This is a genomic window from Marinobacter sp. 1_MG-2023 (genome assembly GCF_030549045.1).
Taxonomy (GTDB): Bacteria; Pseudomonadota; Gammaproteobacteria; order Pseudomonadales; family Oleiphilaceae; genus Marinobacter.
Genome location: NZ_JAUOST010000003.1, coordinates 377,954 through 392,282 on the forward strand (window position 1 = coordinate 377,954; position 14,329 = coordinate 392,282).

The following is a 14,329-nucleotide window of genomic DNA, read 5'->3' on the forward strand; positions in this document are numbered from 1 at the left end:
GGATAGATAAAGTACGATGAAAAACCGTTCTGAACTGCCTGCAACTGAACCCTTTGACGCCTGGCGGGAAGCCCTGCTCGCAACACCTGCGCCCGCACCGGTACTGACTGAAGTTGGCACAGTCACCGAAGTGGGCGACGGCGTTGCGGTCGTCACCGGCCTCGCCCGTGCACTGGCAGATGAACTCCTGGTGTTTGAATGCGGCGTGCGCGGCATTGCCCTGGACCTTGAGCCAGGCCGGCTGGGCGTGATCCTGCTCGGGCCGTCAGAGCTTATTACCCTGGGTGAAGATGTACGCCGCACCCGAAAGGTCGTGAGTGTTCCGGTTGGCCCTGCACTACTGGGCCGTGTAATTGATGCCATGGGCCGACCAAGGGACGGCCTGGGGCCTGTTGCGGCGGTCGCCGAGCATCCTATTGAAGCAGAAGCTCCGGGAATTCTCAGCCGCTCGGCCATCTTCCGCCCGCTGGCAACCGGTATCAAAGCCATCGATGCTGCTGTGCCTGTTGGTCTGGGTCAACGCGAGCTGATCATCGGGGACCGCCAGACCGGGAAAACCTCCATCGCCATAGACACCATACTCAACCAGACGCGTTCAGACGTCACCTGTATCTACTGTGCCATTGGCCAGCGTGGTGATTCAGTCTCCCGGGCAATCGGTGCCTTGAAAAAAGGCAAGATGCTGGCCCGCAGTGTGGTTATGTCTGCAGGCGATGAAGAAACACCCGGTCTGGCCTACATCGCACCCTATGCCGCCATGGCCATGGCGGAGTACTTTTCTGATCAGGGCCGGGACGTGCTGGTGATTTTTGATGACCTGACACATCACGCCCGCTCTTACCGGGAACTGTCGTTACTGTTAAGGCGGCCACCAGGGCGTGAAGCTTTCCCCGGCGATATTTTCTACGTTCATGCTCGTTTGCTGGAGCGTGCCGGCCAGTTTACTCAGGAGGCTGGCGGCGGCTCGATTACCGCTTTGCCCGTAGTTGAAACCCAGGCAGAGAACCTGTCGGCCTATATCCCGACCAACCTCATCTCCATTACCGATGGCCAGATCTATCTGTCGCCGCGGCTGGTACGCAAAAACCAGTTCCCTGCCGTTGATCTTGGCCTGTCCGTCTCTCGGGTAGGCGGTAAAGCCCAGACCCGCGCGTTACGCGAAGTGGCTGGCAACCTGCGGGTTACCCTGTCGCAATTTGAGGAGCTGGAAGACTTTGCGCGCTTTGGAACACGTCTGGACGATGCCACGCGCGCCCGTCTGGTCCGTGGCGCCGCTGTGCGCAATGCGCTCCGCCAGGCTGAGCGCGACCCCATGCCTGCCGCCGAGCAACTGGCTGTTCTGATTGCAGCTATGGAAGGCCTTTTCGATGCAATGTCGGAAGGGCAGCTGGCCGATGCCATGACCCGTATCCGCGCCGTTGCGCAAAAACAATTACAGATAATCGACGAGCGCATCGGCGAAAACAGGGGGCTGAGCGAAGAAGACCGGGCCTTGATTATCCGTACCGCACGCGAGGTCAGCCATGGCTCAGACGCTTGAAACCCTGTCTCGTCACAGCAACACACTGACCAGTATTCGCGGCATAGTTCACACCATGAAGACCTTGTCGGCCATCAACGCGACTCCTTATGAACACGCTGCCCGCTCGATCGAAGCCTATCATCAGACCATTCTTCAGGGGTTCGAGGCGTTCGCCTACCGAACTGGTGAGATTCACCTGCGACAGGTTGAGGCTCTTGAGCATCTGTTTATCGTTTTCGGATCCGACCACGGACTCTGTGGCAATTACAACGAGATTCTGGCGGCAGTGGTCAGGCAGAACAGCCAATTACAAGCTTCCAGCAAGCATCGCCTGCTCTGCATTGGGGCACAAATGAATGATGCTCTCGATGATCAGGGCCTGACACCCGACGCCGTACTGCTTCCGCCAGCGTCTGCCGACGGTATTGGCCGCCTGGCTGGTGACATTGTGACTCGTATAGATCGCTTCAGCCGGGGCCAACCTCTGTATCAACTGGGTGTTACCCTCGCGTTTACCCAGCGCGGCGAACACGGCGCGCGCGAACCCGTCACACTTCGGCTCCTGCCTCTGGAGCCTGGGCTGTTACAGCGCGAGAAATACTGGAATTCCCGCTCGCTTCCGGATTACACCATGGAGGCTGAAGCCCTGCTGTCATCACTGATTCGCAGCCATATTTTCGCCAGTGTTTTTCGCGCTTCCGCAGAAGCCATGGTGACCGAAAACGCCGCTCGGCTGGCCCTTATGCAGCAGGCGGAACAGTCGGTGGATGAGCGTATCGAGGATGTAAAAGGCGAACTGAGATCCGTAAGACAAACTGAAATCACTAACGAACTGATGGATGTGATCATAGGGTTCGAGGCCTTGCAAAAAAAACGACGCCCAGAAGCCTTGCAGCCTGCCAGGACAGCGTCAAAACCCCGCAAATCATGACGCGGGTTTTGCATTGAGAAAACGCCGAACCAGCGGCAACTGTTTCAGCATGGCTTTATCAACAATACGCGGCAATATGCCGTTAATGACCACAAACAATTTTTCCGGCCAGCCAAGGAACCGACGGCGTTCATCACGCTTCATAGCCTTGAGAATGGCCGCTGCCACCGCCTGAGGTTTATCAACGCGATTCCCCAGTGCGCGATTCAGCGCATTTACTGCCTCCGGATTCATCTCAGTATTTGTCGCCCGCGGCGCTACGTAGACTACCTGAACGGCGGTATCCGCCAGTTCCCGGCGCAAAGCCTCAGTAAACCCCCGAAGGCCAAACTTGGTGGCACAGTAGGCGGTGTATCCAGGGAATCCGATACTACCAAAAGTCGAACCCACAAATACCAGGTCGCCGCTGCCCGCCTTCTCAAACCTGGGTGCAAAATGCCTGGCGGCCAGCACGGCAGAGCGCAGGTTTACATTAAGCTGGGCATCGAGTTCATCCACCGACATTACCGCCAGTCCGGCAAAGCAATTCTGGCCGGCGCAATGGATCACGCCGTCAATATCCGGGTAAGCCTCTGTCAGACGCACCAACTGTGACGCCAGATCGGCCGCGGCTAGATCCAGGTACACGGGGACTATCCCTTCCCGACGACTGATGCGCTCCGGGTGTCGGGAAACCACGATAATACGGTTCCCCTCCTGAAGCAGCGATTCGGCCAGTGCCTTGCCAATCCCGCCGGTTCCGCCCAACAGGAGGAAAACACGATCATGCAGCCTCATGACAATGCTCCTGACGACGGCTAGGCAACGGGATGTTGTGCAACATATCGCCGTAAAGCCGATAGACCACTCGCGCGGCATCTATAATCGCCTGTTGATCATCCGGTTCGGTGATGCCATCCATCAGGTTTCGGAAAAACTCAAAATGGTCCTGATCGAGTGCACCGTGAGAATACAGGTAACTGAACGCCTGGTTTGGAAGCCCCAGGAGTTTCTGAATCTGCTCTCCCAAAGGTGTGGCCAGTTCAATCGAAGTACCCTCAAGTACCTGAACCATGCCAAAGAATGCCGCCGGATTACCCCGACTAATCTGATCGTACAAGTAGGCCACCATGAGCTCGATGGAGAGATCCGGCTTGCCCTCACGAATCGCTTCCTTGTTGGCACCACAGGCCGCCAGATCATTCAGTATCCACTCCTGGTGGCCGTACTCTTCATCGATGTATTCGACCAACGCTTTACGGACGAACTCCGTTCGCTGGGGCAGCCTGGCGCCGCAGGCCATCATCAAAGGCACCGTGTGCTTAACGTGATGAAAAGCCTGTGTCAGGAACCAGGTGTACGATTCAAGACTGAAAAAACCATCCCTGATTGCACTAACAACCGGCGCACCGGTTACATGAGCACGTGCTTGTGCGGTTTCCTGCTGCAGTCTGTCAAAAAAGGCCATTTTTAGTTCTCCTGGCTGATTGGTACATGATGTCGAAAGGAATAATGGAAACGCCTGTGCCACCAGAGTTGGCAACTGTTCTTGAATACGTGCCCGCACCGGGCGGCCATTCTCCGTGATGAAGCCCTCGGAGGAGTTCAACCGTTGACGACGGATATACACCGCGGCCAGGCGTGCATAGTCCGGCAAACGTTGGTTGAGCGCTTTTAACGGACCTGCAAGGGCTACAGGTGAGCGCCCATCGGTTACCGTAATCATTGCCGCTGGCTGAGGTTCGCCATCGCCGAACACCACGGCTTGCGGAACCCCCAAACCCTGCACCAGTTCGCTTTCCAGCCACTCGGGGCTTATATTGCGACCAAAACTGGTGATCAGCAGGTTCTTCGAACGGCCATCGATCGAAAGAAAGCCTTCCGGGCGGAGTGCGCCCAGGTCACCGGTGTCCAGCCATTCAGCCTGTTCATGGTCATCGCCAAGATAGCCCAGGTGAGTATTACCACGAACCAGGATATGGCTGTCAGAGCCCACCCTGATATCAATGTGTGACAGGGGTCTGCCCACGCTGCCGTCACAGTCAGCGCCTGGCACGTTCAATGCCACGACAGAACTGCACTCCGAGAGTCCGTACCCCTCGTAAAGGGGTAATCCGGCAGCCCGGCCACGAGCCAGAAGCTCTGGCGACACCCGACCGCCACCAACCGCCAGAAACCGCAACGAATCAGCGTCAAGCTGGCCCCTCTCTGCGGCACCAACAAGTGCCATCGCCAACTCTGGAACCAGAATCAATGAATGCGGGCGGCTTCGATTAACACCTTCAACCAGTTTGCTCAGGTTCAGACCACTGCTGCCGCTCATGCCCAGACTCTCCAGTGGCTCAACCCTGACGGTGGCGCCCATGAGCAGGGGCAAATAGACTCCTGCGATATTCTCCAGCAATGTCGCCAGTGGCAGGATGCACAGGTGCGCTTGCAATTCGACGCCTGCCAGCCGTTCTTGTAAAGCGAGCGTAGTTGCCGTCATCTGACTGACCGACAGGCACACACCTTTTGGCGTTCCGGTACTGCCGGAAGTAAACGTGATTTTCGCTGTGCCGACCGGCATCCCGGGTACTTCTGCGGCAACGGGCAGGGTGCGCAACCAGACGCCGTGGCCCAACAGCTCGTATTCACTGACTTCGTCACTGCGCAACAAACCGTCCAGCCCCGCCTGCTTGATAAGATGGGTGGTCTGGGATTCCGAGAAGAACACCGGTACCGGGACACAAACAATACCCGCTAACAAGCAGGCGAGGTCAGCCAGAATCCAGGCCAGGCTGTTGTCGCCGCAGACACCGACACGCTTTATGCCACGCAGGCTGAGCTGCTCGGCGACCGCCTCTGCCATCTGCATCATCTGTTGATAACTCAATGCCGCGTCCCGCCCGCGCAAAGCAATGCGCGACGGGTGCGTCAGTGTCTGGCGCTTGAGCAACTCAGGCAAGGCGTCCATAAGCGCCTCCCTGCTTTAAAAAATCCGAACCTGTGCCGGAGGACGCTGGGTGAATTCGCCGTAAAAACCCCGTCTGCCGCAAAGCACTGAGGCTGTCCGCCACTTTGATAGCCAACACCATCGGTTGCTGATCGTAGTAGCGGCCCCAACCGGCGCCGCCATCGGGTAGGTCCTCCGGGTTCGCTTCAGCCAACACTCGCGTAGCAATCCCCATGCGATGAAAACTGTTTCGCAACTGGCCGGTGCCAGTGCAGACCACCCATACGTAACCCGCGCGCTGCAACCATACCGTCAGTGACGCAAACAGGTAGCGGCTGACACCGGCCTCAACACCCGCCAGATGGGCAATCTCTGCTATCTGATGACGCGCAATATCCGCCACCGGCATTACAGTTTCGACCGGAACCGACAGGTAATCTTCAAGAAACAGACGTTCGCGATCCGCATTGCGAACGCCTACCGCCGCCAACAGCGCTCCTTGAGCAGATGTCAGAGCCAACAACCGCGGAATCCGCAGCGAGGGCTCAGCTCCATAGGCCTGCAGAAACCGCCGCCGGATAAAATCCGTAACCGCAGCCGCCAATGCCGTGTCGGGGGTGATTTCGCTAAGCCAGCGCCCGGCACAGCGAAGAGCCGGAACCAGCTCCGGTGAATCCGGTGGGCAACAGGTAGACATTGTTAGCGGGTCGGTCATATGCGCTCTCCAACAGCTTTCGGGCGGGGTACCCGATATAGTGAGCAATCAGGTTAGGGCACAATCCTTAAGTCAGGCTTAAGTCCCGGGGAGAGAATTCTTAAGTCGGCGTTAAGGCTCCCCACGATCACCGATTGCGAGCACCCGTTAAGGGTGGCTTAAGAAAGCCGCTGTAGAATACAGTTAGAAGAGTGTGAATTTGCACAGGCTTCCCACAACACGGATCCCGCTTGATGCGCATATTATTGGTAGAAGACGATCAGCTGCTGGGCAGCACCATGCTGGATATGCTGCGGGGCGATCAACACACTGTGGATTGGCTGGATGATGGTCAACAGGCGCTGAATGCCCTGGCAGACGATCATTTTGATCTGGCCATACTGGATTTAACCCTGCCACGGGTCGATGGCCTTGAGATAGTTCGGCAGACCCGACAACAAGGCAATCAACTGCCCATTATCATCCTGACCGCCCGCGCTGAGCTGGAAGAAAAACTGCAGGGCCTGGATGCTGGTGCAGACGATTACGTAACCAAGCCGTTTGCCATGGCCGAACTCAAAGCCCGGATCCGTGCCGTTACCCGTCGCAGATCTTCGGCAACCAGCGACGAACTGATCGTAGGCCAGCTTACGCTGAACCCGGCTTCGGCCCAGCTCACCACCGGCTCGACGACAGACACCTTACCCCGCAGTGAATTCCAGATCCTCCAGTACATGATGCGTCATCCCGACCAGGTGGCCACTCGCCGGCGTCTGGAAGAACAGCTCTATGGCTGGGAGCCGGGAGCTGAAAGCAACGCCCTGGAAGTGCATATCCACCATCTCCGGCGCAGAATCGGCAAAACCACAATCCGCACCATCCGCGGCGTTGGGTATCTGCTGGACAGCCAGGCAGCTTGTGGAGCTCCGGAATGTCCCTGACCCGCACTCTCACACTGCTGGTTACTTCCACGGTTCTGCTATTTGCCCTGATAGCCGCAGCCTGGAGCTATATTGAAAGCAATCATGAACTGGAAGAGCTGTTCGACGCCGAACTTGCGCAGAGTACACGGATTGTCCAGGGGCTGGTTCGCCACCTTGCAGACACACAATCGCTCGAGCTGTTATCGCAAACCCTCACTGAAACACTGGCGCTGCCACTCGACAAGGACGTTGAGTCTGATGCAGACAATGACGAAATTCTGCCCGGCGGCGCGGGACACAAATACGAAAAGAAGCTGGCCTTTGAGGTCTGGACGCCCGGCCGCACGCCTCTGCTGGACACACTTAAGGCCGATGACACCGAAGGCCTGACGCCAGGCTACTCATGGGCCGAATCCCAGGGGTACAACTGGCGGACGTTCACGCTTCAGGATCCCGCTACAGGTTTCTGGATCAGAACCGCTCAGCGGGAAGATATTCGCGGGGAACTGAGCCAGGAGCTGGCCCTGGGCAACGTTCTGCCTTTGTTGGTTGCCTTGCCGCTCCTGCTGCTGGCCGCCAGTGCTGCCATTCATATCGGGTTCCGCCCCCTGCGTCGGTTGGAGCGGCCTATACGCCATATGGCTCCGGAACGTATTCATCCCCTGGATGACAGACAGGCACCAAAGGAAGTGGCCGGTCTGGTACAAGCCGTGAATAGCCTGCTCAAGCGACTGAATCTGGCCCTGGAACGGGAGCGCCGATTTTCGGCCGATGCAGCCCATGAACTGCGGACACCGCTGGCAGCTTTGCGACTGAATCTGGAAAAAGCCTGGGACAAAGATCCGCAGCAATTCCAGCCCCTGATTCAATCGGTTGACCGCATGACACATCTGGTGGAGCAAATGTTGCTGCTGAACCGGGTCGACTCAGGCGCCGGCTTTTCACCCCAGAAACACGATCTATCAGAAATCATCGAACAAAGTATTGCGGATGTGACCCCCCTGGCGCTGAAAAAACATATGGAGCCACTACTTCATAACGATGCTGGCCAGGCTCTGGTGAGTTGCCATGACGCCCTGATCAATACCCTGATGCGATCTCTGTTGGCCAACGCCATTCAGTACAGCCCGCAGCACACTCTGATAGAAACTCGCCTGGAGGCCTCCGGTAACGGGTATCACGTTACTGTGTGCGATCAGGGGCCAGGCATTGCAACAGAGGATAGGGAAAGGGCACTCAGCCGCTTTGTCCGCCTCGACCAGCGGCATGGCGGCGGTGCAGGGCTTGGGCTGGCAATTGCACGGCGGATTGCGGAACTACACGGCGGCCAACTGACCCTGGATGCCCGGCCTGACGGGCAAACCGGACTCTGTGTCAGTCTGTGGCTGCCGGCACACACTATGCCTTGCATCAGTGAACCTTAGACTAAACCGGGCTCTATGGCTTCAGCGCGTCCAGAAGGGTGTTGTCGTCCAGCGACTGGCCCCAAAGGTTGCCATGCATCAGTTCATTCAAAGGCATCCGCGAACGCCAGCCCCGGGTTTCCAGCTCCGGCTGATCAGCAAACTCGCTGACATAGCCAAGACATAAATAGGCCAATGGGTAGACGTTATCCGGCAGTTTCAGAATCCGCGCCAGTGTGCTCTGGTCGAGAATGCTCACCCAGCCCACGCCGATACCTTCCGCCCGCGCCGCCAGCCACAAGTTCTGAACAGCCAGACAGGTACTGAAAAGGTCCGTATCCACTATGGAGTTACGTCCCAGAACATGGCTGCCGCCCCGGTTGCGGTCACAGGTAATACACAGGTTCATAGGGCTTTCGACAATGCCCTGTAATTTCAGACTGAGATAGGTTCGCTGACGTTCACCACCGTAGTTATTAGCGGCTTTGGCATTTTCCTGGTTATAGCTGGCCAGCACTTGCTGACGCACGTCCAGGCTGTCAATCAGGATAAAATCCCATGGCTGCATAAAACCCACCGACGGCGCGTGGTGCGCCGCTTTCAGCAGGCGCGCCAGCACAGGCCGGGGAATGGGATCAGGCAGAAACTCGGAGCGAACATCACGGCGTTCAAAAATAGCGCGGTAAAGCCCACTACGCTCGTCTTCGCTGAAAGGACGGTTAGGATCACTCATGACCGCTTTCCATGGCCGGAATTAGTTGATGCTTCTTTTACGCCCAGCAGCCCGCACAACCAGTCTGTATCCAGATAGTGTTCAACCTGGTCCGCCAACCGGTCAAGCTGGGTAAGACGGTGCTGCTGGTAGTCTACAGCGGCGCCTGAGCGGTTCAGCCCGGCCCATTGCAGCAATGCTTCACACGCCGCCGGCTCGTCAAATACTCCATGCACATAGGTGCCGGCCACCTGGCCATCGGCGCTGATTGCACCTTCGTTGTTGCCAGCCATCAGGCCCAACGGATGTGCTAGAGCCGCGCCATGGCTCACACCGTTGTGCATTTCGTAGCCTTTGAAAACCGCACTCCTGCCGCGGGGGTCACCCGCCCGGAGGGTCAGGGTGCCACTAACATTTCTCAGATGTTTACCAGCAATCATGGTGGTGGTCATTTCCAGCAACCCCAGGCCTTCCGTTGTGCCCTTCTGGCCTTCCAGCCCACCCGGGTCGTCAACACGCTCACCCAGCATCTGAAAACCACCGCAAATACCAAAAACCTTGCCGCCGTAGCGCAAGTGTTTGTGAATAGCCTGCACCCAGCCCTGAGCATTGAGGAAAGCCAGATCAGTGCGGGTACTTTTACTGCCGGGCAGGATAATCAGATCGGCAGCAGGGATGGGTTGATCGGGGCCGATGAACCGGAGATTTACGCCGGGATGCAGGCGCAAGGGGTCAAAATCATTGTGATTACTGATGCGCGGCAGCACCGGCACAATCACATTCAGCGATTCGGCTTCGCAGGTGCCAGAGATACCAATGCTGTCTTCAGAATCCACGATGAGGCCATGAAGGTAAGGCAGCACGCCAACCACTGGCTTGCCGGTGCGTTCAGTGAGCCACTCCAGGCCTGGTTCCAGCAAGCTGATATCACCGCGAAAGCGATTAACAATGAAACCTTTTGTACGCTCCTGCTCACTGGCGGAAATCAGCTCCAGCGTACCCACCAACTGGGCAAACACACCGCCCCGGTCTATATCCCCGACCAACAACACCGGGCAATCGGCCGCTTCTGCAAAGCCCATGTTGGCAATGTCGTTGGTACGCAGGTTAATTTCTGCAGGGCTGCCAGCACCTTCAGCAATGATCACATCATAGCGTTCACTGAGTGCATGCCAGGCGTCCATGACCGCAACCTTGGCCTCGGCTTTGTACGCATGATAATCCAGCGCGTCCATATTGCCGTGTACCTGCCCGCGCAGAATTACCTGGGCGCCACAATCGCTTTGCGGCTTCAGCAATACAGGGTTCATATCGCTGTGAGGCTCAAGGCCACACGCCAGTGCCTGCAACGCCGTGGAGCGGCCTATTTCCCCTCCATCCACGGTAACCGCGCTGTTCAGGGCCATATTCTGCGGTTTGAATGGCGCCACCGACACACCCTGCCGGGCAAGCCAACGACACAGGGCGGCAACTACGGTGGTTTTACCGGCGTCGGATGTGGTGCCCTGGATCATCAGCGTGGTCATGATTAAAGCTCGACGCCCTTCTGAGCCTTGATGCCCTGATCCTTGAAGGCATGCTTCACGACGCCCATTTCGGTGACGGTATCTGCGATGTCGATCAGTTCCTGGGGCGCATTTCGTCCGGTGACGACCACGTGTTGCATAGCGGGCCTGCCCTGCAGATCATCCAGCACACGATCCAGATCTATGTAGTCGTATTTCAGCGCAATGTTCAGCTCGTCCAGCAAAATCAGATCATAACTGTCGTCTTTCAACATGCCGGCAACAATATCCCAGGCAGCATTGGCAGACGCCACATCCTGTTCGCGGTCCTGGGTTTCCCACGTGTAGCCCTGACCCATCACGTGGTAATCCACGCCGGGCAGATCCCGGAAGAAGGCTTCTTCACCGGTACTGAAGGCACCTTTGATAAATTGCACAACGCCGACTTTCATACCATGGCCAAGCGCACGGGCAACCATGCCGAAGCCGGAACTGCTCTTGCCTTTACCGGGACCGGTCAATACCAGCAAAACACCCTGTTCGTTCTGGGCACTGGCGATACGTTCCTGCATGATTTTTTGCTTGGCCGCCATACGTTTGGCATGGCGTTCGGGGTCTTTTGCGCGTTCACGCATGAGTCTTCTCCGTGTCATTGTGAAATGTCAGCGGCTGGCCTCTGAACAATGCAGCAACAAGGGCAGGAGCCGATGGGAAATAACCGTGGAAGTAGCTGGCCACGAGACCTTTTTCACGGAATACCGCCTCACCACTCGTGCCTGCCTGTTTCCAGGCATGAGCGACCGGTCGCCAGGACGTATCCAGTGATGAGCGATGGAAGGTATGCCCACGGAGCTCACCTCCGAGGGTGGTCAGGCTTTGCAGGCCTATGCCCTGCAGGCGTTTTTCCATATTCGAGCGGCCCGGGATCAACCCCAGCATTCTGTGCACAACGCCGTCTTTATCGGACAACTCTTCAGCACAAGCCATCAGACCGCCGCACTCTGCAAGTATCGGCTTGCCGGCATCATAGAACCCACGGATCGCTTCAGCCATAGCGGTATTGTTGGCCAGAGTGCTGCCATGAAGTTCAGGATAACCACCAGGGAGCCAAAGGGCGTCTGCCAGCGGTAGCTGCGAATCCGCCAGCGGCGAAAAATACTGCAGCTCCGCACCCATCGCCGTCAGCAGGTCTGTGTTCGCACGATAGATAAAGCTGAAGGCAAGATCACGGGCAACCGCAATGCGCACACCTTTGAGCAAAGCCTCTGGTTTGACTGGTTCAACCGGGGCGATCGTAACAGCCTTGGGTAACTCACCAAGGCCCGCAGCTTCGAGCACCGCAGCCGCCGCATCAAGCTGCTGGTCAAGGTTGCCCAGTTCAGCCGGTTGCAACAGGCCCAGGTGCCTGTCCGGAATCTGCATTGCCTCGCTCCGGGGAATGGCCCCCAGCAAACTGATGCCCTGAGGCAGGCCTTCTTTCAACATAGCGCCATGGCGGGGGCTGCCGATTTTGTTGGCGATCACCTGATACACCGACAGTTCGGGATCAAAATGGGCCAGTCCCAGTACCAGTGCGCCAAAGGTCTGCGCCATACCGCCGGCGTCAATCACTGGCAACGCAGGAATACCCAGCAGTTTGGCAAGGTCAGCACTGGACGGATCGCCATCAAACAGCCCCATCGCCCCTTCAATCAGAATCAGGTCAGCCTCACGGGCGGCTTCCGCCACGCGCCAGCGACATTCGTGTTCGCCGGTCATCCAGGGGTGCAACTGGTAGACCGGCTGGCCTGATGCCACCTCAAGCATCATCGGATCGAGATAATCCGGACCATGCTTGAACACGCGCACCCTGCGACCGGCGTTCCGGTGCAGCCGGGCCAGAGCGGCCGTTACCATGGATTTACCCTGCCCGGAGGCAGGGGCGGTAATCATTACGGCCGGTATGGATACAGTCATAGATTAACCATTTCAGAGGTTCGACCCGGAACGCACAGGTACGAATAGCGGTGCGCCATCGGCCTCCACGGTGATGAGTTTCTGGTTATACAATTTCTCCAGTGCAGACGGTTCCAGCATTGAATCTGCGGGGCCCCAGCAGGCATCACCGTTGGTGTATAGAAGCAGAACATGACTGCACCATCGAGCTGCCAGGTTGAGGTCGTGCAGGCACATAAATACTGCTTTTCCGGATTGAGCCTGGTCCTGAAGCAGATTCATCACCTTGACCTGATGATGCAGGTCCAGATGGTTGGTGGGCTCATCCAACAGCCATATATCCGGGTTCTGGGTCATCAGCGTGGCGATAGCAACACGCTGACGCTCACCTCCAGACAAAGTGGTCAGCAAGCGATCGGACAGATGGTCGACCTCCAGTGCTGTCAATGCCTGCTCCGCCAGAGCCTGATCTTCACCCTGTTCGCTCTCCCATGGCGACAACCATGGGTGACGGCCAATGAGAGCGGTTTCCATCACGGTGGCGGGAAAACTATCCTGGCGTTCCTGGAAAACCAGCCCCATCTGTCGAGCAATATCCCGGCGCTTCAGATCTTTCAGAAGGGTGTCATCAAGTACCACCTCACCATGGCGGGCGGGTAGCAGACCTGCAAGTGTATGCAACAATGTCGTTTTCCCGGCTCCGTTAGGGCCGAGCACACCCCAGGTCTGGCCGGGTTCGATGTTCAGGTTCAGAGAAAAACCATCCGATCGGCCCGGTACATTAATGACGAGATCGCGACTGCGCAGCCTGCTCATCATCGGCTCCGGTGCAACAGATAAAGGAATGTAGGCACGCCCAACAACGCGGTGATTACACCAACAGGCAACTGCTCCGGAGCAATCACTGTTCGTGCAAGCGTGTCTGCCAGCACCAGCAAGGTCCCTCCTACCAGGGCACTGGCCGGCAGAATAATCCGCTGGTCATTACCAAGAACCAGCCGGAGCATATGAGGGACAATCAGGCCTACGAAACCGATGCTGCCTGCGGTGGTCACCGCGGTAGCCGTCAGCAGGCTGGCAAGAAGATAAATCGTCCATTCCAGCGGGCGTACTGAGACGCCGAGCGCTGCGGCCTGCATAGGCCCACGCGCAAGTACATTCAGGTTACGCGCAAGCGGCATAATCAGCACAATGGATAAAACCAGAACAATCAATGCAGGCCAGGGCGTGCGGGCATATGAGACATCACCCATCAACCAGTAAAGCATACCCGGGAGTTTGTATGAGGGCGTGATTGCCAGCATAAGCGTAATCACGGCACCCCAGCCAGCCGCCACAACCACACCAGTCAGCAGAAGTCGGGAAGGCGTCCAACTGCCAGTACCATGGGCGAGGCCGAAGACCAGAAGGGTTGCCAGCAAGGCGCCAGCAAAGGCCGACCCTGATATCAGGATTGTCCCCATTCCCGCCAGCATGGCCAGCAGCGCACCTACCGCCGCGCCACCAGATAGCCCGAGCACATAGGGGTCAGCCAGCGGGTTACGCAACAGCACCTGCATCAGCGCGCCAGCCACAGCCAGCAAGCCGCCGGTAGCAAACGCCGCAAGAGTGCGAGGCAGGCGCAGCTCCAATAACAGTGCGCGGTTCAGCGCACTGCCTTCACCCTGCATGACCTGCCAGATCTCAGGCAGCGGGACAGTGACGCTGCCCAGGCCCAAAGCCAGCACAACGGCAACCAATGCCAGAAATCCGAGACTCAGCAACGGACGGATCATTGCTCAGCTACCTGA

At 57.6% G+C, this 14,329-nt stretch carries 13 protein-coding genes; 4 read left to right on the top strand and 9 right to left on the bottom strand.

The genetic code is table 11. The features are described 5' to 3' along the window. The first annotated feature begins 16 nt into the window (after positions 1 to 16). Both Q4606_RS11170 and Q4606_RS11175 read left to right on the top strand, forming a co-directional pair. The gene (locus Q4606_RS11170) at positions 17 to 1,540 is read left to right on the top strand and encodes a F0F1 ATP synthase subunit alpha (RefSeq protein ID WP_303607557.1); all 1,524 of its coding nucleotides are present in this window, start codon (positions 17 to 19) and stop codon (positions 1,538 to 1,540) included. Continuing rightward, complete coding sequence (locus Q4606_RS11175; RefSeq protein ID WP_303607558.1) at positions 1,524 to 2,453, top strand: F0F1 ATP synthase subunit gamma; 930 nt, start codon at positions 1,524 to 1,526, stop codon at positions 2,451 to 2,453. The genes Q4606_RS11170 and Q4606_RS11175 overlap by 17 nt, the downstream gene beginning before the upstream one ends. Here the strand turns inward: Q4606_RS11175 and Q4606_RS11180 are convergent. Genes Q4606_RS11180 through Q4606_RS11190 form a run of 3 tightly spaced genes read right to left on the bottom strand, consistent with a single transcriptional unit; the run spans position 2,448 to position 6,082 of the window. Next, positions 2,448 to 3,230 carry an SDR family oxidoreductase gene (locus Q4606_RS11180; protein WP_303596891.1) on the bottom strand — a complete coding sequence of 261 codons (783 nt, stop codon included), beginning with the start codon at positions 3,228 to 3,230 and terminating at the stop codon, positions 2,448 to 2,450. The two genes, Q4606_RS11175 and Q4606_RS11180, sit on opposite strands and share 6 nt — an antisense overlap. Then, positions 3,217 to 5,388 (bottom strand): AMP-binding protein, encoded by a 2,172-nt coding sequence (locus Q4606_RS11185; protein ID WP_303607559.1) that lies wholly within the window; start codon positions 5,386 to 5,388, stop codon positions 3,217 to 3,219. The genes Q4606_RS11180 and Q4606_RS11185 overlap by 14 nt, the downstream gene beginning before the upstream one ends. Next, positions 5,372 to 6,082, bottom strand: a complete 711-nt coding sequence (locus Q4606_RS11190; protein WP_303596889.1) for a thermostable hemolysin — start codon at positions 6,080 to 6,082, stop codon at positions 5,372 to 5,374. The genes Q4606_RS11185 and Q4606_RS11190 overlap by 17 nt, the downstream gene beginning before the upstream one ends. Positions 6,083 to 6,315: 233 nt before the next feature. On the opposite strand from Q4606_RS11190, the gene Q4606_RS11195 reads away from it, so the two are divergent. Both Q4606_RS11195 and Q4606_RS11200 read left to right on the top strand, forming a co-directional pair. Next, the gene (locus Q4606_RS11195) at positions 6,316 to 7,002 is read left to right on the top strand and encodes a response regulator transcription factor (RefSeq protein WP_303596888.1); all 687 of its coding nucleotides are present in this window, start codon (positions 6,316 to 6,318) and stop codon (positions 7,000 to 7,002) included. Beyond that, positions 6,993 to 8,408 (top strand): ATP-binding protein, encoded by a 1,416-nt coding sequence (locus Q4606_RS11200; protein ID WP_303607560.1) that lies wholly within the window; start codon positions 6,993 to 6,995, stop codon positions 8,406 to 8,408. The genes Q4606_RS11195 and Q4606_RS11200 overlap by 10 nt, the downstream gene beginning before the upstream one ends. A 13-nt stretch (positions 8,409 to 8,421) precedes the next feature. Here the strand turns inward: Q4606_RS11200 and bluB are convergent, their stop codons facing one another. From bluB to Q4606_RS11230, 6 genes are read right to left on the bottom strand one after another with little or no spacing between them, the layout of a single operon-like run. Next, positions 8,422 to 9,120, bottom strand: coding sequence for a 5,6-dimethylbenzimidazole synthase (gene bluB, locus Q4606_RS11205; protein WP_303596886.1), 699 nt, complete (start codon positions 9,118 to 9,120; stop codon positions 8,422 to 8,424). Continuing rightward, on the bottom strand, positions 9,117 to 10,625 hold the full coding sequence (locus Q4606_RS11210) for a cobyric acid synthase (protein ID WP_303596885.1): 1,509 nt from the start codon (positions 10,623 to 10,625) through the stop codon (positions 9,117 to 9,119). Before Q4606_RS11210 ends, bluB begins: the two co-directional genes overlap by 4 nt. A 2-nt stretch (positions 10,626 to 10,627) precedes the next feature. Further along, a complete protein-coding gene (gene cobO, locus Q4606_RS11215) occupies positions 10,628 to 11,239 on the bottom strand; it encodes a cob(I)yrinic acid a,c-diamide adenosyltransferase (protein WP_303607561.1) in 612 nt (203 codons plus the stop codon). Then, a complete protein-coding gene (locus Q4606_RS11220; RefSeq protein WP_303607562.1) occupies positions 11,232 to 12,560 on the bottom strand; it encodes a cobyrinate a,c-diamide synthase in 1,329 nt (442 codons plus the stop codon). Before Q4606_RS11220 ends, cobO begins: the two co-directional genes overlap by 8 nt. A gap of 12 nt (positions 12,561 to 12,572) precedes the next feature. Then, positions 12,573 to 13,355 (bottom strand): ABC transporter ATP-binding protein, encoded by a 783-nt coding sequence (locus Q4606_RS11225; protein ID WP_303607563.1) that lies wholly within the window; start codon positions 13,353 to 13,355, stop codon positions 12,573 to 12,575. Continuing rightward, positions 13,355 to 14,314, bottom strand: coding sequence for an iron ABC transporter permease (locus Q4606_RS11230; RefSeq protein ID WP_303607564.1), 960 nt, complete (start codon positions 14,312 to 14,314; stop codon positions 13,355 to 13,357). The genes Q4606_RS11225 and Q4606_RS11230 overlap by 1 nt, the downstream gene beginning before the upstream one ends. Between the last annotated feature and the right edge of the window lie 15 nt (positions 14,315 to 14,329).

What these genes read in the sequence shown, in the direction of transcription:
- Q4606_RS11170 (WP_303607557.1), top strand. Translation starts at nt 17, where the DNA reads ATGAAAAACCGTTCTGAACTGCCTGCAACTGAACCCTTTGACGCCTGG.
- Q4606_RS11175 (WP_303607558.1), top strand. Translation starts at nt 1,524, where the DNA reads ATGGCTCAGACGCTTGAAACCCTGTCTCGTCACAGCAACACACTGACC.
- Q4606_RS11180 (WP_303596891.1), bottom strand. Translation starts at nt 3,230, where the DNA reads ATGAGGCTGCATGATCGTGTTTTCCTCCTGTTGGGCGGAACCGGCGGG.
- Q4606_RS11185 (WP_303607559.1), bottom strand. Translation starts at nt 5,388, where the DNA reads ATGGACGCCTTGCCTGAGTTGCTCAAGCGCCAGACACTGACGCACCCG.
- Q4606_RS11190 (WP_303596889.1), bottom strand. Translation starts at nt 6,082, where the DNA reads ATGACCGACCCGCTAACAATGTCTACCTGTTGCCCACCGGATTCACCG.
- Q4606_RS11195 (WP_303596888.1), top strand. Translation starts at nt 6,316, where the DNA reads ATGCGCATATTATTGGTAGAAGACGATCAGCTGCTGGGCAGCACCATG.
- Q4606_RS11200 (WP_303607560.1), top strand. Translation starts at nt 6,993, where the DNA reads ATGTCCCTGACCCGCACTCTCACACTGCTGGTTACTTCCACGGTTCTG.
- bluB (WP_303596886.1), bottom strand. Translation starts at nt 9,120, where the DNA reads ATGAGTGATCCTAACCGTCCTTTCAGCGAAGACGAGCGTAGTGGGCTT.
- Q4606_RS11210 (WP_303596885.1), bottom strand. Translation starts at nt 10,625, where the DNA reads ATGACCACGCTGATGATCCAGGGCACCACATCCGACGCCGGTAAAACC.
- cobO (WP_303607561.1), bottom strand. Translation starts at nt 11,239, where the DNA reads ATGCGTGAACGCGCAAAAGACCCCGAACGCCATGCCAAACGTATGGCG.
- Q4606_RS11220 (WP_303607562.1), bottom strand. Translation starts at nt 12,560, where the DNA reads ATGACTGTATCCATACCGGCCGTAATGATTACCGCCCCTGCCTCCGGG.
- Q4606_RS11225 (WP_303607563.1), bottom strand. Translation starts at nt 13,355, where the DNA reads ATGAGCAGGCTGCGCAGTCGCGATCTCGTCATTAATGTACCGGGCCGA.
- Q4606_RS11230 (WP_303607564.1), bottom strand. Translation starts at nt 14,314, where the DNA reads ATGATCCGTCCGTTGCTGAGTCTCGGATTTCTGGCATTGGTTGCCGTT.